The following is a 19786-nucleotide window of genomic DNA, read 5'->3' as shown; positions in this document are numbered from 1 at the left end:
CGTCGCCATGGCCCATCTCTCCCTCTCCCAGGTCGGCATCTCGTTCCGCCGCGGCGGCAAGACGTCGGAAGTGCTGCGCGACGTGAACCTCGACATCGCCAAGGGCGAGTTCGTCTCGATCATCGGCCATTCGGGCTGCGGCAAGTCGACGGTGCTCAACATCGTCGCCGGCCTGCTCAAGGCCTCGACCGGCGGCGTGCTCCTCGACGGTAAGGAGGTGAACGCCCCCGGTCCCGACCGCGCCGTGGTGTTCCAGAACCACTCGCTCCTGCCCTGGCTGACGGTGCGCGAGAACGTGGCGCTCGCCGTCGACAAGGTGCTCAAGGGCAAGAAGTCCCGCACGGAGCGGGCTGAGTGGATCGAGCACAACCTCGCCCTGGTGAACATGATGCACGCTGCCGACAAGCGCCCGGCGGAGATCTCCGGCGGCATGAAGCAGCGCGTCGGCATCGCCCGCGCGCTCGCCATGGAGCCGACCGTGCTCTTGATGGACGAGCCGTTCGGCGCGCTCGACGCGCTGACCCGCGCCCATCTCCAGGATCAGCTCATGGAGATCCAGACGCGGCTGCGGAACACCGTCATCATGATCACCCACGACGTGGACGAGGCCGTACTCCTGTCCGACCGCATCGTGATGATGACGAATGGTCCCTCGGCCACCATCGGCGAGATCCTGCCGGTGCCCCTGCCCCGTCCCCGCCGCCGCCTCGATCTCGTGGAGGACACCACCTACGTCCATGCCCGCGCCGCGGTGCTCGAATTCCTCTACGCCCGCCACGCCAAGCCGGCCATGGCGGCTTGAGCCGCGCCCCATCCGACCGGGTCCCCTCATCCTGAGATGCCCGCCTCCGGGCGGGCCTCGAAGGAGGGCTCCGGGGATCACCGCGAGATCTGGTGGCCTCCTTCGAGGCCTCCGCTTCTCTCCGGCACCTCGGGATGAGGGCCAGGGCAGGACATCCAAAAAAGCATCGCGATGCCGACAGAAACTCAAAAACCGAAGGAAAGGCTCGTCGTCGTCGGCAACGGCATGGCCTCGCTGCGCTTCCTGGAGCGCCTGACCGAGCGGGCGCCGGGGCGGTTCGACGTGACGGTGGTCGGCGCCGAGCCGGTGGCGGCCTACAACCGGGTCCTGCTGTCCTCGCTGCTCGGCGGGGAGGTGGACGAGGCGGCCTGCGGTTTCCGCCCCCTCCCCTGGTACGAGGAGCACGGCCTGCGCCTCATCACCGGGGCACCCGTCACCGAGATCGACCGGGCGAACCGCCTGGCCGTCGTCGGCTCCGCCCATGTCCTGCCCTACGATCGGCTGGTGCTGGCGGTGGGCTCGCTGCCGATCCGGTTGCCGCTGCCGGGCATCGACCTGCCCGGGGTGCTGACCTTCCGCGATTTCTCCGATGTCGCGGCGATCCGCAAGGCCGCCGTGGAGCATGCGAAGGCCGTCGTCATCGGCGGCGGCCTGCTCGGGCTGGAGGCCGCCGTCGGGCTCGCCCGGCTCGGCGTCGACACCACGCTGGTCCACGTCATGGACCGGGTCATGGAGCGCCAGCTCGACCACGCCGCGGCCCGCCTCGTGCGCACCGCGATGGAGGCGCGCGGGGTCAAGATGGTGCTGTCGGCCAACACCGCCGCCATCGAGGGCGACGGTCGTGTCGAGCGTCTGCGCATGAAGGACGGCAGCGTGATCCCCGCCGACCTCGTCGTGATGTCGGTGGGCATCCGGGCCTCGACGGCCCTGGCGCAGTCCTGCGGGCTCGCCTGCGGGCGCGGCATCACGGTCGACGACCGCATGACCACCTCGGATCCCGACGTCTTCGCGTTGGGCGAATGCGCCGAGCATCGCGGCATGGTCTACGGCCTCGTCGAGCCGGCCTACGAGCAGGCCGACGTGCTGGCGCGCCACCTTCTCGGCGAGGCCGCGACCTATCCCGGCACGTCGCTTGCCACGAGCCTCAAGGTGTCGGGCCTGCCGGTCTTCTCCGCTGGCATTGTCGATACCCCCGAGGGCGCGGAAGCGGTCGTGATGCACGATGCGGCGGCCGGGCTCTACCGCAAGCTGATCATCGCCGACGGGTGCCTCGCGGGCGCGGTCTTCGTCGGCGACATCTCCGAGCAGGCGCGCTGCAAGGCACTGATCCGCGACCGCACGCCGCTCGATCCGAACGACCGGGACGATCTGATGTTCGGCCCGGCCCCGAAAACCCTCGCAGCGTGAGTGAGGCAGCGATGGAAGACGACTTCAACGCCGAGCAGAAGCGCTATCTCGAAGGCTTCGCCTCGGGCATCGCCGCCGCCCGGATGACCGGCGGTCTGGCGATCGGGCAGCCTCAGGGCGCCACCGTCACCGAGCCGACCGGCCCGGACGCGATCCACATCAAGGCGCAGGACCGCACCGTGAAGGGCGGCGGCAAGCTGTGCGACCAGGAGAAGTGGAAGCGGGCCGAGAATCCGTTCGACGGGCACAATCGCCTGAAGGCGGAGGCCGCCACCGGCAAGCAGCCCAAGCCAGAGGACAATTTCCGCTGGCGCTATCACGGCATGTTCTGGGTCGCGCCGAACCAGGTCTCCTACATGTGCCGGATCCGGGTGCCCAACGGCATCCTCCAGCACTGGCAGGTCTCCGGAATTGCCGATCTCGCGGACGCCCATGGCGGCGGTTACAGCCACGTCACCACCCGCGCGGGCCTGCAAGTGCGTGAGATCGCCCCCGAGCATGCACAGCCCTTCCTCGACGGGCTGACCGATCTCGGCCTGACGGCGCAGGGTGCGGGCGCCGACAACATCCGCAACGTCACCGGCTCGCCGGCGGCCGGTATCGACGCGCAGGAGCTGTTGGACACGCGGCCCCTTACCAAGGCTTGGCACAACTGGATCCTCAACGATCGCTCGCTCTATGGCCTGCCGCGTAAGTTCAACGTCTCCTTCGACGGCGGCGGCGTGACGCCGGCTCTGGAGGAGACGAACGACATCGGCTTCCAGGCGATCGAAGTGCTGGAGGGGGCTGCGGTCGCGCCGGGCGTCTGGATGCGCCTCGTGCTCGGCGGCATCTCGGGTCACAAGGACCTGGCCCGCGACACCGGGATCGTCCTCAAGCCCGAGGATTGCAACAAGGTGGCGGATGCGATCATCCGGGTTTTCATCGAGAACGGCGACCGCACCAACCGCAACAAATCGCGGATGAAGTACGTCCTCGACGCCTGGGGCTTCGACAAGTACCTCGCCGCCGTCGAGGAGAAGCTGGGGCGCAAGCTCGACCGGGTCGAGGCCGCCCATGTCGCGCCCCGCCGGCCGACCGACCGCTTCAGTCATGTGGGCGTGCACGCCCAGGTGCAGCCCGGTCTGAACTGGGTCGGCGTGGTGCTCCCCGTGGGCAAGATGACCAGCGACCAGATGCGGGGGCTGGCGAAGGTCGCGGCCGAGTGCGGCGACGGCCAGTTCCGCATGACGGTCTGGCAGAACTTCATCTTCTCGGGCGTGCCGGACGACAAGGTCGCCGAGGTCGAGGCCCGCGTGGAAGCGCTCGGCCTCACCACGAAGGCCGCCGGCATCCGCTCCGGGCTCGTCGCCTGCACCGGTGCGCGCGGCTGTAAGTTCGCCGCTTCCGACACCAAGGGCCACGCGATGATCATCGCCGACCATGTCGAGCGGGCGGTGCCGGGCCTCGACGTGCCGGTGAACGTTCACCTCACCGGCTGCCACCACAGCTGCGCTCAGCATTACATCGGCGATATCGGCCTGATCGGCGCCAAGGTCGTGGTCTCGGAAGAAGGCGACACCGTCGAGGGCTACGACATCGTCGTGGGCGGCGGCTTCGCCGAGAACCCGAAGATCGGCACCGAGATTTGGAAGGCCGTGAAGGCCGAGGACGCGCCAACCCGCGTCGAGGCCCTGCTCAAGACCTATCTCGCCCTGCGCGAGAGCAAGGACGAGAGCTTCCAGACCTTCACCGCCCGCAAGGGGCCCGAGGCCCTGCGCGACGCGGCGCAGGAGCAGCCGGTCCTGAAGGCCGCCGCATGACGCGGACGGCGCCGACCCCTCGCCCCGCCGGTGGGAAGGGCGCCGTCCGATACGCATTTCGTCCGTTCATCCGGTAATCGCCATGACCCAGCACGTCACGCCCCCGCTCGTCCTGATCCCCGAGAGCGCCCCCTTCAGTGCCGACCAGCGCTCCTGGCTGTCGGGCTACTTCGCCGCCCTGCTCGGCCCCGCCGTCGAGGGGGCGACCGCCCTCGCACCGGGCGAGGCCCCGGCCACCGGTCCCCGGCTCGCCGACAACGACGACGCGCCCTGGCACGACCCGTCGATGCCGATCACCGACCGCATGGACCTCGCCAAGGACAAGTCCGAGCCGCAGAAGCTGATGGCCGCCATGGCGCAGCAGGATTGCGGCCAATGCGGCTACAACTGCGCGGACTACGCCAATGCCATCTTCCTCAAGAGCGAGGAGCGCCTGAACCTTTGCCAGCCGGGCGGCAAAGAGACGATGCGCATGCTCAAGAAGCTCGACGAGGAATTCGGCAGCGCCGGTGGAGCCGCACCCGCCGCGAAAGGCGCCGGCGAGGCTTCGGACAAGAAGGAGCCGGAGCTCGGGCCGCTGGGCTATTGCCGCGAGAACCCCGTCGAGGCCACCTTCCTCTCGCGCACCCGCCTCAATGCACCGGGCGGCGAGAAGGAGACGTGGCATATCGAGATCGACCTGAAGGACACGCCGATCGAGTACGTGGTCGGGGATTCCCTCGGGCTGTTTCCGGCCAACGCGCCGGCTCTGGTCGATGCGGTGATCGCCGAGCTCGGCGCCCGTCCCGAACGGAAGATCGGGTCCAAGACCCTGCGGGATCGCCTGCTGACCGAGTACGCGCTCGGTGCGGCGCCGGACAATCTCTACCAGCTCCTCTCGCTCCTCACCTCCGGCGAGCAGCGCAAGAAGGCGCAGGCGCTCGCCGCCGGCGAGGATCCGGACGGCGACGCCGCCTATCTCGACGTGCTCGGTGCGCTTCACAAATTCCCCGGCGCCCGACCCGACGCGGAAGTCTTCCTCGAAGCGCTCGACGAGTTGCAGCCGCGGCTCTACTCGATCTCGTCCTCGCCGAAGATGGATACCGGCCGCGTCTCGCTGACGGTCGACGCCGTGCGCTACAACCACCGCTCGCGGCTGCGCCTCGGTGTGGCCTCGACCCATCTCGGCGAACGGCTTTCCGAGCAGACGAAGGTCAAGATCTACCTTCAGAAGGCGCACGGCTTCGCCCTGCCCGAGGATCTCTCGAAGGACGTCATCATGTGCGGGCCGGGCACCGGCATCGCCCCGTTCCGCGCCTTCCTGCGCGAGCGCGCCGCCACGCAGGCGCCGGGCCGCAACTGGCTGTTCTACGGCCATCAGCGGCAGGCCTCGGACTTCTTCTACAAGGACGAGCTGAACGGGCTGAAGGACGACAAGGTGCTGACGCGCCTGTCGCTGGCCTGGTCCCGCGACGGTGCCGAGAAGACCTACGTTCAGGACCGGATGCGCGAGAACGGCGCCGAATTGTGGAAGTGGCTGGAGGGCGGCGCCCATTTCTACGTCTGCGGCGATGCCAAGCGCATGGCCAAGGACGTGGAGCGGGCGATCATCGACGTCGCCGCGAGCCACGGCGGCAAGAACCCCGACGAGGCGGTGGCCTACCTCGCCGCGCTCAAGAAGGCGGGCCGCTATCAGGCCGACGTGTACTGATCGCCGCGAAGCGTGCGGTCTTCGGGGCCGCACGCTTCCGAGGCCGGCTCGACCGCTTCGAGGCCGGGGCTGTCTTGGTGAAGACCTCGCAGAATTCGAGTGCCGCTGCCTACGAGCGGCGGTTTATGAAAATTCCAGCCGCTTCCGGCCGATTTCAGCCAGCATGAGATCTGCGCCGTTGCTGTCATGATGGAATGTTTTGCTGATCTCTCTAACCAAACGCATCAGGATGAAGGCTGCGAAGACGGCAACGCAGTAGACAACGATCAACACGGTAATCTCCCCTGGCTACGGTTAATATGCGTTGTTCTAATGGTTGCAGAGATGTGGCCCGGCATCAAGTGGAAGAATCAATCTTCAGCAGTCTGAAGCGTGTATTGTGCAGTGCATTCAGTGGCCGAGTGCTGGTTTGAGGCGGCGCAACCGCATCGACAATAGATGATACTTTCCGTGTCCGTATGAACGGTAATTGACGGTTTCTTGCTCAGGCTGCCGGTTCGCGATCCTGGTAGCGCTCTCGCGCGTCTGGTCTTCCTCGCGTATGCTCGTGATGAGAGGAGCAGCGAACCATGCGCTACACTGTACATTGGACCGGCCCAGCCGGATCGTCGTCCGCCGAGCCGCACGCCGTCGGCGTCCGGGCGGCGGAGCGGGCCATGACCTTCGCCAGCATGGGCGCCTCGGACGTCTATGTGGAGACGGAGGATGGCCGCGTGTTTCGCGCACCGGCCCAGATGGCGGCCCTGGTCCAGTATGCCCAGTCCGCCGACGGCGAGCGGGCCTAGGGACCGTTTCGGCCTCGGCGCGGTCAGCGCGAAAGCGCGCCGGTGTGGTTGACGATCTGGACCGGCGGCGACGCCGTCATGGAGCGTCCGCTCTGCCTGCTCATCCACTCTGTTCTCTGCGTCAACGCGCTGTGCCTGCTCGCGGCGCAGGTGCTGTCCGCGCTCCTGCTCGGCGCTCCCGGCGTGCCGGTGAGCGTGTCATGGCTCATCGCGACCGTCGCGCTGATGGCGCTGCACGGCGCCTTCGGCCTGCTCTTCGCCTGGATCGACGACGAGGAGATCCGGATCGGTGGCGGAGCCGAGTTCGGTGGCGATGCCAGCGGCGACGGCTCGAGTGGCGATGGATCCGGCGGCGACGGAGCGAGCTCCGGTTGATCGTCTATCGCGGCTCCGGCCCGACGAGCTGCCATTCGAAGACCAGCTGACGCAGCCGTTCCTGGGCGGCCCGGCGCGCCTCGTCGAAGGTGGCGTAGGTCTGTGGGCCGTAGCGCCGCGGCGTCCCCTTCTCGCGGATCGAGCAGACGTAGCGGTCCGGCGCCCGCCAGCAGGGCCTGACGTCGATGGAATAGGGATGGGTGGTCCGATCGGCCATGGGGCGGTTGTGCCACGCCGTCGCGCCCGGACCAAGCGAGGGCGAGACGAACGGGGATCGCGGACCGATCACGATCCCGCGCCGATCATGCGGATCGGTCGGCGGCTCTCACGACTCGTCCGATTCCTGCGCGGGGCGCAGCGACCGTTCCAGGGTTTCCAGCACGGTGTTGGCGAGCACCGCGTCGGGATCGTCGCGAAACAGGGCGTCGCGCAGCATGGCGAGGTAGCCCTCCAATCGCTCGTCGTAATGGTCGGAATCGATCGAGCGCAGCACGCTGGCCAGGAAGCCCACCGCCATCTGATGGGCGACCTGCTTGGCTCCGAGATCGGCCACGCTCTCGGCGAGGTTGGTCACTGCGGCATCGTGGCGGGCGCTGACGGCGGCGAGTGCCGCCAGTTGCTGGTTCAGTTCCATCCGGTTTCTTTCCTCACGACCCGAGGCGCGCGTCGGCGAAGCGGCGGAATGCGTCCAGGGTCTCGGCACTCACATGGTGTTCGATGCCCTCCGCGTCGCGGCGGGCCGTCTCCGTGCTGACGCCGAGGGCGCAGAGGAATCGCTCGACGATGCGGTGGCGCTCCCGCGACTGGGCCGCCAGCGCCTGTCCCGCCGCCGTGAGGAACACGCCGCGATAGGGCCGCTGCTGCACCAGCCCATCCTCGGCCAGACGCTTGAGCATCTTGGCGACGGTCGGTTGGGCGACGCCGAGCCGGGCGGCGATGTCGACCTGCCGCGCCTCGCCGCCATCGCCGATCAGATCGGCGATCAGCTCGACGTAATCCTCCACGAGTTCCAGTCGTCGCGCCTCGCGCGCTTGGCGGAAGCTTTCGACATGGACCTCCGGATCGACGAGCGGTGCCCCGTCGTCGGGCCCAGCGGACTCGCGCGGCGATTCCTGCATGATGAACGGCGCTCTCCTCGCTCGGGGCCGGATCCGCAGCGGCACGGATGCCGCATCTCAGCCCTCTCTACCCCAAGCCGGGGCGAAGCGGGAATCCTGCGGCGCTTTCGTTCGCCCCCTTGATGAAAGCACCGGCGCAGCTTTATAGCTTTGGCTATAAGAGGGCTCGGCCTGCGTGCCGGGCCGCTTCCCTGCTTCCGCGTCGCGCTCGACCCGCATCTCTTCCGCCCGGCGGCGGCCGGGCCGGGGATCCGCGGCGCGGGGTGGATGAAGACCGAGGGCCGCGATGCGCGTGGACACCGTGATGGATCGAGTTCGACGGCCCGCACCGGAGGCGCCCGCCCTGGGGCCGAGTCTCGGCGCGCTCAACGGCAGCGTGCCGGTCTCCGCCGGTGGATCGTGGCTGCGGCGATTCCTTGCCTTCCTCGGCCCGGGCTACATGGTCTCGGTCGGCTACATGGATCCCGGCAACTGGGCCACCGACATCGCGGGCGGCGCCCAGTTCGGCTACACCCTGCTCGCCGTCATCCTGCTGTCGAACCTCATGGCGATCGTGCTGCAGGCGCTGGCCGCCCGGCTCGGCATCGCCACCGGCCTCGACCTCGCCCAGGCCTGCCGCGCACGTTACCCGCGTCCGGTCGGCTTCGCGCTCTGGCTGATCTGCGAGGCGGCGATCATCGCCTGCGACCTCGCCGAGGTCATCGGCACCGCCATCGCCCTCAAGCTCCTGTTCGGCATTCCGCTGACTCTCGGCGCCGTCATCACCGCCCTCGACGTCTTCGTGGTGCTCCTGCTTCTGCGGAAGGGGTTTCGCGCCCTCGAAGCCTTCGTGATCGGGCTCCTGACGATCATCTTCGTCTGCTTCGCGGTCCAGATCGTCCTCGCCGCGCCGCCGGTCCAGGCGGTGCTCGGCGGCTTCGTGCCGTCCCGGGAGATCGTGACCAACCCGGCCGCGCTCTACATCGCCATCGGCATCATCGGCGCCACCGTGATGCCCCACAATCTCTACCTCCACTCGGCCATCGTGCAGACCCGCGCCTATCCCCGCACGGAGGGCGGGCGCCGCGAAGCCCTGCGTTTCGTGGTTGCGGACTCGACCATCGCCCTGATGCTCGCGCTCTTCGTCAACGCCGCGATCCTGATCCTGGCGGCCGCCGTGTTCCACGCGACCGGGCGCACCGATGTGGAGGAGATCGAGCAGGCCCACGAGCTGCTGTCCCCGCTGCTCGGCGTCGGCCTCGCCTCGACGCTGTTCGCCGTGGCCCTGTTGGCGTCCGGCCTCAACTCGACGGTCACCGCGACGCTCGCCGGCCAGATCGTCATGGAGGGCTTCTTGCGCCTGCGCCTGCCGGATTGGGCGCGCCGCCTCGTGACGCGGGGCATCGCCATCGTCCCGGTGGTCGCCGTGACCGCGCTCTACGGCGATCAGGGAACGGCGAAGCTCCTCGTGCTCAGTCAGGTGGTGCTGTCGATGCAGCTGCCTTTCGCGGTCATCCCGCTGGTGCGCTTCGTCTCCGACCGCGGATTGATGGGGGCGTTCACGGTCCCGCGCTGGCTCGGCGTGCTGTCCTGGGCCATCGCCGGATTGATCGTCGTGCTCAACGGGAAGCTTCTGGTCGATACGATTCTCGGCTGATCCGTAGAGCATCGGCCCGAAAGGTGGGAGCCGGCTTTCGGAAAAAGCCGATGCGTCACAATAACCGAGAGCATCGTGCCGGATCCGATATCCGACACGATGCTCTAGGTCCCCACCGCGCGCAGATGCGCCACGAAATCCTGGGCGAAGGGCGGGAGCGCGTCGAGATCGCGCAGGCACAGCATCAGGTCGCGGACGGCCCAGGGGTCGCGCAGGGGCACGAGGGCGATGTCGGTGATGCGCTTGGCCCGGCGCGCCGTCGTCTCCGGTACGATGCCGAGGCCGACCCCGCATTCGACGAGGCGGCAGACCGCGTCGAAGCTCCTGAGCTGCACCCGCAGCCGCATCGGCCGCCCGATCCGGGCTGCCTTGTCGGCGAGGAAGCGGGTCAGGGCGCTCGGCCGGTCGAGTCCGACGAGGTCGTGCTCCAAGACCTCGGCGAAATCGATGTCCGTCCGCCGGGCGAGCGGGTGATCGGGGGCGACCACGGCGACGAAGCGGTCGTGGCGGAACGGGAAGGTCTGGAGCCGTCCGGTATCGACCGTGCCCGCGACGATGCCGAGATCGGCGGCGCCGTCGGCCACCATCCCGACGATCTCGTCCGACGTGCGCTCCTCGATGTCGACGCTCACGCCGGTGTGGAGGGCGAGATAGGCCGAGAGCGCCTCGGGCAGGAATTCGGTGAGCGCGTTGGTGTTCGACAGGACCCGGATCTGGCCGACGGCGCCGCCGGCGAAGACCGACAGATCGCCCTGCATCCGCTCGATCTGGCCCAAGATGTCGCGGATATGACCCAGCAAGGTGCGGCCGGCCTGGGTCGGGCTGACGCCGAGGCGCCCGCGCACGAGCAGAGCGGCGCCGAGGGAGACCTCCATCGCGCGAATGCGGGTGGAGGCGGCGGCCAGGGCGAGATTCGCCCGTTCGGCGCCATGGGTGATGGAGCCCGCCTCGACGATATGGCGGAACAGGTTCAGGTCGACGAGATCGAATCGCATCATGGGTGGCCGCCACGCTGCCCTCTCTCCCCTCCGAGGGAAAGGAGGCCGCGCCGATCCCGACGGGACGACCTGCCCGATTCCTTCCGGGAATCGCTTCCCTGCGGCCAAGTCCTCGGCCGGATCGCCTGCACGGGTGATCGATAGCGCGGCCGAAACGGGCTCACGCGGCCACGTGGAACCGTCCGCGTTCGCCGTTGAAACAGCGAATGCCGGCCTTCCCGGACTTCACAAGAGCGCGAGCCGATCGCTAGCCTTCGCATTTGGCGAAGGCATCCACCACGAAAGCCGAATTGCGAACGATTCAAATTCACGTTTGAACGCGGCCCATGAGCGCTGCGGCGGCACAGATCATGGGGGGACAGGGCACGGTCGCGGCAACCGGTGTGGTTGCGGCGACTGCGGCCCTTCTCGTGCTGTGCATGGGCCTGTGGGCCACCGGTCTCGTCGCCGAGGTCGTGACCGCCCTGCTGTTCTTCGCGGCGGCGATGCTTCTCAAGCTCGCGCCGGCCCAGACGGTGTTCTCGGGCTTCGCCTCCTCCGCCTTCTGGCTGGTGACGAGCGGGATGGTGGTGGGGCTGGCCATGAACCGTACGGGGCTCGGCGACCGGCTCGCCCGGATGCTCGCGGCGCGGCTGCCGGCCTCCTATCCGGGCTTCGTCGCCGGCCTCGTCGCCTTCTCCTTCGCCCTGGCCTTCATCATGCCGTCCAATCTCGGGCGCATCGCCGTGATGGTGCCGGTGCTGATCGCGCTCTGCGACGCCTTCGGCCTCACGGCCGGACGTCCGGGGCGCAGGGGGGCGATCCTGGCCTTCGGGATCGCCACGCCGGTTCTCTCGGCCGCCATCCTGCCCGCCAACGTGCCGAACCTCGTCATGGCCGGCACCGCCGAAACCCTCTTCGGCATCCACCTCGCCTACCTGCCCTACCTCTTCCTGCACACACCCGTTCTCGGCCTCGTGAAGGGCGCGATCCTCGTTGCCTGCACCGTGGTGCTGTTTCCCGACCGGCTCGACGGCACCCGGCCCGCACCCGTGTCGCTTCCCCCGATGTCCGGTGAGGAGCGGCGTCTGGCGGTCGTCCTCGCCCTCATGCTCGGCCTGTGGCTCACCGACGGCTGGCACGGCATCGCCCCGGCCTGGATCGGACTCGCCGCCGCGGTGATCTGTCTGATGCCGAGAATCGGCATGCTTCCCAGCACCAGCTTCTCGGATATCCCGCTGCGGACCTGCTTCTACGTCGCCGCCCTGTTCGGGCTGACCGCCATCGTCAACGAGACCGGGCTCGGGGCCCGGATCGGTCACGCTTTGCTCGCGGTCGCGCCGCTGCAGCCGGGGGCGGATGCAACCAATTTCGCGACGCTCGTCGGATTGTCGATCGGCTTCCTGTTTGTCGGCACGGCCAACGGCGCACCCGCGCTCTACACCGCGCTGGCCGGAGAATTCGCGGGCAGCAGCGGCCTCGACCTGCTGAGCGTGTTGATGGTGCAGGTGGTCGGCTACTCGACGCTGTTCCTGCCCTATCAGGCGCCGCCGATCGTCATGACCATGGATCTCGCCGGACTCTCCCTGCGGGATGCGACCAAGTTGACCGCGGCGAGCGGTCTCGTCTCCCTGATCGTTGCCGCGCCTCTGGCCTATCTCTGGTTTCGCCTGACCGGGAGGCTGGCGTGAGCATGAGACAGATCGGCCTGTTCGTTATTTCGTCTCATGCTGCAGCGCAGCACGGGGCATTGCCCGCCGATGCCGGGCGCCCTAACCCTTCTTTCGAAACAATCCAAAGTTCGAGCTCGTCTTCGAACCTGTCCCGGACGCGAGGAAACTGATCGCGATGGCCCCAACCGTGAGACCGACGGTCGCTCAGCCGCTCTCGCCCCATCTCCAGATCTACCGCTGGACTTGGACCATGGCGATGTCGGTGTTCCACCGCGTCACCGGCACGGCGCTCTATGGCGGCACCGCCCTGGTGGCGATCTGGCTGGTGGCGCTCGCCTCCGGCCCGAGGGCCTACGACTTCGTGGCGTGGTTCTTCGGCTCGTGGATCGGGCGTCTGGTCCTGTTCGGCTACACTTGGGTGCTGATGCACCACATGCTGGGCGGCCTGCGCCACTTCGTCTGGGATGCGGGCTACGGCTTCGACCGCGACCGGCGCCTCGGCCTCGCCCGCGCGACGCTGATCGGATCGGTGATCCTCACCGTCGTCATCTGGGCGCTCGCCCTCGTCCTGCGCTGAGAGCCGCTGCCATGTCCCAGGTCGACAACCGCCAGAACACCGCGCTCTCGATGCGCACCCCCCGGGCTCGGGTGAAGGGCCTCGGGGCTGCCGGCCACGGCGCCGAGCATTTCTGGATGCAGCGCGTCACCGGTGCCGCCAACGCGCTCCTGATGCTCGCCTTCGTGGTGATCATCGCCAAGATGGCCGGCCGGACCTATCCGGAGGCGGTCGCCCTCGTGGCGCATCCGCTCGTGGCGATCATCCTGATCCTCGCCGTCGTCTCGGTGGCCCTGCACATGCGCCTCGGCATGCAGGTCGTCATCGAGGACTACGTGCACAGCCACGGTCTCAAATACGCGGCGCTCATCGCCAACACCTTCTACGCCGTCGCGGTCGCCGCCGCCTGTCTCTACGCGATCATCCGCGTGAGCCTGGGCGGGCTCGCCTGACGGCATCCTTCAGCTGAGGACGACTCCAATGGCTTCCAACGGATCGAACGGCAGCGGCGCCCCGGCCTACGCCATCACCGACCACACCTTCGACGTGGTGATCGTCGGCGCGGGCGGCGCCGGCCTGCGCGCCACCGTCGGGTGCTCGCAGGCGGGTCTGCGCACCGCCTGCATCACCAAGGTGTTCCCGACCCGCTCCCACACGGTGGCGGCCCAGGGCGGCATCTCGGCCTCGCTCGGCAATATGGGCCCGGACGACTGGCGCTGGCACATGTACGACACCGTGAAGGGGTCGGACTGGCTCGGCGACCAGGACGCGATCGAGTACCTCGTGCGGAACGCGCCCGCGGCGGTCTACGAGTTGGAGCATTGGGGCGTGCCGTTCTCGCGGACCGAGGAAGGCAAGATCTATCAGCGGCCCTTCGGCGGCATGACCACCGATTACGGCAAGGGCACCGCGCAGCGCACCTGCGCCGCGGCGGACCGGACCGGTCACGCCATGCTGCACACGCTTTACGGGCAGGCAGTGAAGAACAAGACTCAGTTCTTCATCGAGTACTTCGCCCTCGACCTGATCATGGACGATGACGGGCGCTGCCGCGGCGTCATCGCCATCGATCAGGCCACCGGCGAGATCCACCGCTTCCGCGCCCAGCAGACCATTCTGGCCACCGGCGGCTACGGCCGTGCCTATTTCTCGGCGACCTCCGCCCATACCTGCACCGGCGACGGCAACGCCATGGTGCTGCGCGCCGGCCTGCCGCTGCAGGACATGGAGTTCGTGCAGTTCCACCCGACCGGCATCTACGGCGCCGGCTGCCTTATCACCGAGGGCGCCCGGGGCGAGGGCGGTTACCTGACCAACTCCGAGGGCGAGCGCTTCATGGAGCGCTACGCCCCTTCCGCCAAGGATCTCGCCTCCCGCGACGTGGTCTCCCGCTCAATGACCATGGAGATCCGTGACGGCCGCGGCGTGGGCAAGAACAAGGATCACATCTTCCTGCACCTCGACCATCTCGACCCGAAGATCCTGCACGAGCGCCTGCCCGGCATCTCGGAAAGCGCCAAGATCTTCGCGGGCGTCGACGTCACCAAGGAGCCGATCCCGGTCCTGCCGACGGTCCATTACAACATGGGCGGCATCCCGACGAACTATCACGGCGAGGTGCTCACCCTGAAGAACGGCGATCCGGATACGGTGGTGCCGGGCCTGATGGCGCTCGGCGAGGCGGCCTGCGTCTCCGTGCACGGCGCCAACCGCCTCGGCTCCAACTCGCTGATCGACCTCGTGGTGTTCGGCCGCGCCGCGGGCCTGCGCTGCGCCGACATCGTCGAGCCGAACGCCCGCCAGCCGGAGCTGCCGCGGGATTCGGCCGAGAAGGCGCTCGGCCGCCTCGACCGCTTCCGCTACGCCGATGGCGGCACGCCGACGGCGGAACTGCGCGACCGGATGCAGCGGACGATGCAGAACAACTGCGCGGTCTTCCGCACCGGCGAGGTGCTGGAAGAGGGCCAGGGCCTGATCCACGATGTCTGGCGCGGCGTCGCCGACGTGAAGGTCTCCGACCGCTCGCTGGTCTGGAACACCGACCTTCTCGAAACGCTCGAATTCGACAACCTGATCGGTCAGGCGGTCGTCACCATGGATTCCGCGGCCAACCGCAAGGAGAGCCGCGGAGCGCATGCCCGCGAGGACTACGCCGAGCGCGACGACAAGGAATGGATGAAGCACACGCTCGCGTGGCTCGATCCGAATGCCCACGCGGTCAATATCGATTACCGCCCGGTGCACACCTACACCATGTCGAACGAGATCCAGTACATCGAGCCGAAGGCACGCGTGTATTGATGTTCGGGCGCTCCGATCTCGGCCATGCCTCGCTCGCCGCGGCCGCTGCTCCGGAGCGGGTCGAACAAGCGCGCCGCGAGTTCGGGAGGATGGTCCAGCGCGGGATCGACCGATCGGCACGCGCGGCCACCGAGGGTCGGCTCCGCCTGATCGACCCCAGGGTCGAGCCCGTGCGGTTCCGCCGAGCGGGACCGGGCGGGAAGCCGCCGTCCCGCGCCGAGGCCGAGCGCTTGGTGGCCGACCGGCTCGGCCGCCCATGACGAGTTTTCGAGACGAGCCGTAGCCGGCGCAGGTCACCGCATCTTCGCCGCACCTCAAAGGTACAGGGATATGGCCCAGTTCAACCTTCCCAAGAACTCCCAGCTGACCGAGGGCAAGTCCTGGCCCGCTCCGGACGGCGCCAAGAACGTGCAGGTGTTCCGCATCTACCGCTGGAACCCCGATGACGGGAAGAATCCGCGCATCGACACCTACCGGGTCGATCGCGACGATTGCGGGCCGATGGTGCTCGACGCGCTGCTGTGGATCAAGAACAAGGTCGATCCGACGCTGGTCTTCCGCCGCTCCTGCCGCGAAGGCATCTGCGGCTCCTGCGCCATGAACATCGAGGGCCAGAACGCGCTCGCCTGCACCATGGGCATCGACGAGTGCCGGACTCCCGACAACGCCCTCCCCTTCCTGACCCGCAAGGACAAGGACGGGGCGGTGCGGATCTACCCGCTGCCGCACATGCCGGTCCTCAAGGATCTCGTGCCGGACCTGACGAACTTCTACGCTCAGCACGCCTCGATCGAGCCCTGGCTCCAGACCGAGACGCCCTCCCCCGAGAAGGAGTGGAAGCAGACGCCGGAGGACCGCGCCCGTCTCGACGGCCTCTACGAGTGCATCCTGTGCGCCTGCTGCACCACCTCCTGCCCGAGCTATTGGTGGAACGGCGACAAGTTCCTCGGCCCGGCGGCCCTGCTCCAGGCCTATCGCTGGCTGATCGATTCGCGCGACGAGAACACCGGCGAGCGCCTCGACGCGCTGCATGATCCGTTCCGGCTCTACCGCTGCCACACGATCATGAACTGCGCCAATACCTGCCCGAAGAGCCTCAACCCGGCCAAGGCCATCGCCGAGATCAAGAAGATGATGATCGAGCGCACGGTCTGAGTTTCGGGCCCGACGCCGCCCCACTCTGGCAGATCGCATGGCGGCCTTCAGGGCCTCACCGCGGTCCGCCTGCAGATCCGGGGCCGATTCTCCGGAACCCGGCCGTTTTTCCAGCGCGATCGGCGGTATCGCGCCTCTCGGTCGATTGACCATCGGGTTGGCGCTGTCCCACTTCGATGTTAGGTGTCGGGGCAACGTCTCCGTAGCTCAGCCGGACAGAGCACAGGTTTCCTAAACCTGGGGTCGGAGGTTCGATTCCTCCCGGGGACGCCAGTCCGGCCTAAAACCCCCATCAAATCAACACCGGCTTGCCGGTGGGACCCGCACGCCTAGCGAAAAGTGGGACCCGGTATCACCCCATTTGGTGCGCCCGTGATCCACTATCACGGCACGCCGATCACTCCGGTCTCCGCGCTGTACGAACTCGCAGGCCGGCACTTCTGCGTGTCGCACGCGGCGCCGCAGGATGTCGCGCGCTGTCACCAGATCGGCCAGAGCGTGATGCTCGACAACGGCGCTTTCTCGAAATGGAAGCACAACAAGGACACCGACTGGCCTGCCTACTATGCGTGGGCTGACAAATGGCTCGGCTACCCGACCACGTGGGCGGTAATCCCCGACGTGATCGACGGCGGCTCGCAGTTGCAGGACGCTCTTATCCGAGAATGGCCTTTCGGCCATCGCGGCGCGCCCGTCTGGCACATGGACGAACCGCTGCACCGGCTCCTGAAACTCTGCGCCGACTGGCCGCGCGTCTGCATCGGTTCGACCGCTGAGTATGCCGTTGTGCTGTCGGACCCGTGGCGGCGCCGCATGGACGAGTGTTGGAACGCGCTAGCTGGCGAGCATCGGCATCTGCCGAACGTCCACATGCTCCGGGGCATGCAGTTGAGCGGCATGGGCTGGCCGTTTGCCTCGGTCGATAGCACCGACATCGCGCAGAACCACAACCGCCCGCAGAACACCCCTCGCGCCATGGCCGACCGCTGGGACGCCATGCAGACCCCCGGCGGCTGGGAACGCCGTCCCGAGCAGTTGGAGCTTGTCGCATGAGCAAGATCGACGAACTGATGGACATCGTGGCGGCCGGCGATGATCTGGCCGCGGCTGATGCCGCGTTCCTGTGCCAGCGGCTCGATAGCTATGCTTGGTATCGAGCGCTTGAGCGCGCGGGCATCGCATCTCACCAAGATCGTAAGGCCGCTTCTCAGGATCGTGCTGCTGACGCCTTCGCCCCGCCCCGTTCCCTTGCTCGCACGCAGGAGGGTTGAGGGATGGGGTATTGGGATACGCCTGGCCAGTCGGACGAATGGTACACGCCGCCTGCCGTCTTCGGGGCGCTAGGCTGCCGCTTCGATCTCGACGTTGCCCCGGCTCGCTTCGGCCAAGACCATGTTCCCGCCGACGAGAGACTACATGGCGATGGCCTCGCTGCGCTGTGGGGCGGCTTCGTATGGATGAACCCGCCCTTCGGGGGTCGAAACGGCATTGCGCCGTGGCTGGATCGGTTCTTCGATCACGGCGACGGCATCGCACTCACCCCTGATCGCACGTCGGCGCCGTGGTTCTGGCGAGCATGGGTCCGCGCCGACCTCGTGCTGTTCACGCGCAAAATTCGGTTCCTGCGGCCAGACGGCTCCGAAGGCGTCTCGCCGAGCAATGGCACTGCCTTGTGGGCCGTTGGAGGCCGAGGGTGTTTCGCTCTCCGCCAAGCATCATCGGCAGGCTTCGGCATCTTAGCTACGCCAGCCGGCGGGGCGCTGGTCGCAAATCGGTTGTCCGATCCCACCCCGCCCCGTTCCCTCACTCATACGCAGGGGGCTTGAGGGATGGGCCCCGAAGCCAATGCCGCCCTCAAGTGGCTTGCTGACCAGATGTGCCGCGTGGAGGAGCCTCTTGTCGGCGGCTTCTCCAACTCGCTGAGCAAAGATGGCGTCCGCCGCCTGCTCACTGTCATGGATGGCTTCACCGAGCATCCGACCAATGACACCCTTCAGAAGCTCGGCGCCTTCGACCGCAAGACGAAGGTCGATAAGCACACCGCGACCCATTGGGGCTACTTGCGCGGTGTGATCGATGCGCTGGACGCGGCCGGGCATTCTGACGCCGCCGACGTTCTGATCTGGCAGGTGTGGCACCGGGTGAACAGCGCCGCGCGCCACGACGAGTTCTATCGCCTCGTCCTGAAGGACAAGGCTGCGGTTGAGGCTGAGAACGCTCGCTTGATGCGCCTGCTCACAGATGGCCCGGCCAACCCGCAGGAATGCGCCGAATTCTGCAAGTCGGCCCGTGAGGATGGCGACGGCAAGCCTTGCCTCGACTGCGACCGAGAGAGGTTCACGCTATGAGCAATCTCATTGAATTCGCCGAACGCGAGCTACGCGCCCTGCCCGGCCGACGCGATAGCGACCGCATCATGCTTGAGCGCGATGTGGTGGCTCTGGTCGGTCTCTTCGACGCGCAGCGCCACTCGGGCGCTTCGGCCCGGTTCGTCGTCAGTGCACTGACCCGGCTCCTGCGCTGGCAGACACTCGACGCCGCTGAGAACGATCCGGCCCCGACCGATGCCGAACGCCAGCGGGATCACTACGCAGCCGTACTGCGCAACGCTGTCGTTGTCATGGAGGCACGGAAGACCTGCCCGAAGCTGCGGAGGGCGATCCTGCAAGTGCTTGAGCCTAGTCCCCTCGCGTCTCGTTCCCTCACTCATACGCAGGGGATCGCGTGATGGCTGAGTGGATCGACGCGAACGAGGCCACTGAGCTTCGTGAGCCCAAAACCCCGTTCCAGCATCTCGTGCGCCGACTGGCCGAAACGGCGATGTCGGTCACGCATCACGACGCTAGCGAACACGAGCCCGGCTTCATTCACGAGGTTGCGCAGATGGAGCGGAAGTTCGGCCCCATCATTCGCGGGTACATGGCTGCTCAAGCACGAAGCCGGCGCCAGCAAGAACCAGCCACTAGCCGGACTCTGCGCAAGATCCTGAAGCGCGCAAAATGGATCGGTCAGCTAACGACGGCGGAAGAAAATTGCGCGCGTGCCGTCTACGAGTCGCGCGAGGAGGCTCACGAAGCGTTCCGGGCTTTGGCTGCCTTCAGAGACGTCTCTTCCCCCTCCCCCTTAGTGCGGGAGGAATGAGATGAAGACGGTTGATGGGCGCGTGGCTCCGCCACCGGGCTCTCGTCCTTCGGATCGAACCCCTACGGGTTTCGACCGTCCCGGCGTCGATCCCTCGCGCTGGCGCTCATTGATTGGCGGACAGGGTAACGGACATGGAGGAAGAAACCATGACACCGGAAGAGGTTGACCGTGCTTGGGCGCGGTGGTGCCGCGACGTTGAACAGTTCCTCGCATGGTTCGACGGGGACGACACAGACACCGATTGAGCAAATACCCGGCCTTATGGAGCAAACGCACCAACGCGGTGGCATACGCCATCGCTGATGATGGCGTATGCATTAATTAGAGGGGTTTTCAGCCGACCATTTATCCGCCGCGGCTATGAT

Annotated in this window: 24 protein-coding genes and 1 tRNA gene; 20 read left to right on the top strand and 5 right to left on the bottom strand. The window is 67.5% G+C overall.

Annotation, left to right across the window (positions count from 1 at the left end):
• The first annotated feature begins 7 nt into the window (after nucleotides 1-7).
• From MFF26_RS10680 to MFF26_RS10665, 4 genes are all read left to right on the top strand, one after another.
• Complete coding sequence (locus MFF26_RS10680; protein WP_137827685.1) at nucleotides 8-802, top strand: ABC transporter ATP-binding protein; 795 nt, start codon at nucleotides 8-10, stop codon at nucleotides 800-802.
• Between the two features lie 171 nt (nucleotides 803-973).
• Nucleotides 974-2209, top strand: a complete 1236-nt coding sequence (locus MFF26_RS10675) for an NAD(P)/FAD-dependent oxidoreductase (protein WP_137827686.1) — start codon at nucleotides 974-976, stop codon at nucleotides 2207-2209.
• Between the two features lie 11 nt (nucleotides 2210-2220).
• Nucleotides 2221-4011, top strand: a complete 1791-nt coding sequence (locus tag MFF26_RS10670; RefSeq protein WP_137827784.1) for a NirA family protein — start codon at nucleotides 2221-2223, stop codon at nucleotides 4009-4011.
• A gap of 82 nt (nucleotides 4012-4093) precedes the next feature.
• Nucleotides 4094-5701 (top strand): sulfite reductase subunit alpha, encoded by a 1608-nt coding sequence (locus tag MFF26_RS10665; RefSeq protein WP_137827687.1) that lies wholly within the window; start codon nucleotides 4094-4096, stop codon nucleotides 5699-5701.
• Nucleotides 5702-5824: 123 nt separating this feature from the next.
• Here MFF26_RS10665 and MFF26_RS10660 read toward each other — a convergent pair whose 3' ends face one another.
• Nucleotides 5825-5971, bottom strand: coding sequence for a hypothetical protein (locus MFF26_RS10660; RefSeq protein ID WP_171015386.1), 147 nt, complete (start codon nucleotides 5969-5971; stop codon nucleotides 5825-5827).
• Between the two features lie 299 nt (nucleotides 5972-6270).
• Here MFF26_RS10660 and MFF26_RS10655 point away from each other — a divergent pair, with 299 nt between their 5' ends.
• Together MFF26_RS10655 and MFF26_RS10650 are read left to right on the top strand one after the other, a co-directional pair.
• Nucleotides 6271-6486 (top strand): hypothetical protein, encoded by a 216-nt coding sequence (locus tag MFF26_RS10655; RefSeq protein WP_137827688.1) that lies wholly within the window; start codon nucleotides 6271-6273, stop codon nucleotides 6484-6486.
• A gap of 42 nt (nucleotides 6487-6528) precedes the next feature.
• Nucleotides 6529-6861, top strand: coding sequence for a hypothetical protein (locus tag MFF26_RS10650; protein ID WP_137827689.1), 333 nt, complete (start codon nucleotides 6529-6531; stop codon nucleotides 6859-6861).
• Between the two features lie 4 nt (nucleotides 6862-6865).
• Here the strand turns inward: MFF26_RS10650 and MFF26_RS10645 are convergent, their stop codons facing one another.
• From MFF26_RS10645 to mntR, 3 genes are all read right to left on the bottom strand, one after another.
• On the bottom strand, nucleotides 6866-7078 hold the full coding sequence (locus MFF26_RS10645; RefSeq protein WP_137827690.1) for a hypothetical protein: 213 nt from the start codon (nucleotides 7076-7078) through the stop codon (nucleotides 6866-6868).
• Between the two features lie 108 nt (nucleotides 7079-7186).
• Nucleotides 7187-7495, bottom strand: a complete 309-nt coding sequence (locus MFF26_RS10640) for a hypothetical protein (RefSeq protein ID WP_137827691.1) — start codon at nucleotides 7493-7495, stop codon at nucleotides 7187-7189.
• A 13-nt stretch (nucleotides 7496-7508) separates the two neighbouring features.
• On the bottom strand, nucleotides 7509-7979 hold the full coding sequence (gene mntR, locus MFF26_RS10635; protein WP_137827692.1) for a manganese-binding transcriptional regulator MntR: 471 nt from the start codon (nucleotides 7977-7979) through the stop codon (nucleotides 7509-7511).
• A 304-nt stretch (nucleotides 7980-8283) separates the two neighbouring features.
• On the opposite strand from mntR, the gene MFF26_RS10630 reads away from it, so the two are divergent.
• Entirely contained in the window at nucleotides 8284-9615 is a 1332-nt protein-coding gene (locus MFF26_RS10630) for an Nramp family divalent metal transporter (protein WP_137827785.1), read from the top strand.
• A 104-nt stretch (nucleotides 9616-9719) separates the two neighbouring features.
• Here MFF26_RS10630 and MFF26_RS10625 read toward each other — a convergent pair whose 3' ends face one another.
• Nucleotides 9720-10610 (bottom strand): LysR family transcriptional regulator, encoded by an 891-nt coding sequence (locus MFF26_RS10625; RefSeq protein WP_238308024.1) that lies wholly within the window; start codon nucleotides 10608-10610, stop codon nucleotides 9720-9722.
• A 329-nt stretch (nucleotides 10611-10939) separates the two neighbouring features.
• Here MFF26_RS10625 and MFF26_RS10620 point away from each other — a divergent pair, with 329 nt between their 5' ends.
• The 13 genes from MFF26_RS10620 (at nucleotide 10940) to MFF26_RS10560 (ending at nucleotide 19418) form a co-directional block, all read left to right on the top strand.
• On the top strand, nucleotides 10940-12283 hold the full coding sequence (locus MFF26_RS10620) for an SLC13 family permease (protein ID WP_137827693.1): 1344 nt from the start codon (nucleotides 10940-10942) through the stop codon (nucleotides 12281-12283).
• A gap of 157 nt (nucleotides 12284-12440) precedes the next feature.
• Nucleotides 12441-12842: a succinate dehydrogenase, cytochrome b556 subunit gene (gene sdhC / locus MFF26_RS10615; protein WP_137827694.1), complete on the top strand. Its 402-nt coding sequence runs from the start codon at nucleotides 12441-12443 to the stop codon at nucleotides 12840-12842.
• An 11-nt stretch (nucleotides 12843-12853) separates the two neighbouring features.
• Nucleotides 12854-13273 carry a succinate dehydrogenase, hydrophobic membrane anchor protein gene (sdhD, locus tag MFF26_RS10610; RefSeq protein WP_137827695.1) on the top strand — a complete coding sequence of 140 codons (420 nt, stop codon included), beginning with the start codon at nucleotides 12854-12856 and terminating at the stop codon, nucleotides 13271-13273.
• A gap of 28 nt (nucleotides 13274-13301) precedes the next feature.
• Nucleotides 13302-15122, top strand: a complete 1821-nt coding sequence (gene sdhA / locus MFF26_RS10605; RefSeq protein WP_137827696.1) for a succinate dehydrogenase flavoprotein subunit — start codon at nucleotides 13302-13304, stop codon at nucleotides 15120-15122.
• Nucleotides 15122-15382 (top strand): hypothetical protein, encoded by a 261-nt coding sequence (locus MFF26_RS10600; protein WP_137827697.1) that lies wholly within the window; start codon nucleotides 15122-15124, stop codon nucleotides 15380-15382. The genes sdhA and MFF26_RS10600 overlap by 1 nt, the downstream gene beginning before the upstream one ends.
• A 70-nt stretch (nucleotides 15383-15452) precedes the next feature.
• Nucleotides 15453-16277, top strand: a complete 825-nt coding sequence (locus MFF26_RS10595; protein WP_137827698.1) for a succinate dehydrogenase iron-sulfur subunit — start codon at nucleotides 15453-15455, stop codon at nucleotides 16275-16277.
• A gap of 196 nt (nucleotides 16278-16473) precedes the next feature.
• Nucleotides 16474-16550 (top strand) — tRNA-Arg (locus MFF26_RS10590).
• A gap of 99 nt (nucleotides 16551-16649) precedes the next feature.
• Nucleotides 16650-17330, top strand: a complete 681-nt coding sequence (locus MFF26_RS10585; protein ID WP_238307971.1) for a hypothetical protein — start codon at nucleotides 16650-16652, stop codon at nucleotides 17328-17330.
• Entirely contained in the window at nucleotides 17327-17548 is a 222-nt protein-coding gene (locus tag MFF26_RS10580; protein WP_238307970.1) for a hypothetical protein, read from the top strand. The genes MFF26_RS10585 and MFF26_RS10580 overlap by 4 nt, the downstream gene beginning before the upstream one ends.
• A 3-nt stretch (nucleotides 17549-17551) precedes the next feature.
• Entirely contained in the window at nucleotides 17552-18103 is a 552-nt protein-coding gene (locus MFF26_RS10575) for a methyltransferase domain-containing protein (protein ID WP_238307969.1), read from the top strand.
• A gap of 3 nt (nucleotides 18104-18106) precedes the next feature.
• A complete protein-coding gene (locus MFF26_RS10570) occupies nucleotides 18107-18625 on the top strand; it encodes a hypothetical protein (RefSeq protein WP_238307968.1) in 519 nt (172 codons plus the stop codon).
• Nucleotides 18622-19005, top strand: a complete 384-nt coding sequence (locus tag MFF26_RS10565) for a hypothetical protein (protein WP_238307967.1) — start codon at nucleotides 18622-18624, stop codon at nucleotides 19003-19005. Before MFF26_RS10570 ends, MFF26_RS10565 begins: the two co-directional genes overlap by 4 nt.
• Entirely contained in the window at nucleotides 19005-19418 is a 414-nt protein-coding gene (locus MFF26_RS10560; protein ID WP_238307966.1) for a hypothetical protein, read from the top strand. The genes MFF26_RS10565 and MFF26_RS10560 overlap by 1 nt, the downstream gene beginning before the upstream one ends.
• The last annotated feature ends 368 nt before the right edge of the window (nucleotides 19419-19786 follow it).

The sequence above is a fragment of the Methylorubrum suomiense genome (assembly GCF_022179765.1).
Classification (GTDB): domain Bacteria; phylum Pseudomonadota; class Alphaproteobacteria; order Rhizobiales; family Beijerinckiaceae; genus Methylobacterium; species Methylobacterium suomiense.
Note: the sequence above shows the minus strand (reverse complement) of the source record. Positions and strands in the feature narration are given on the sequence as shown.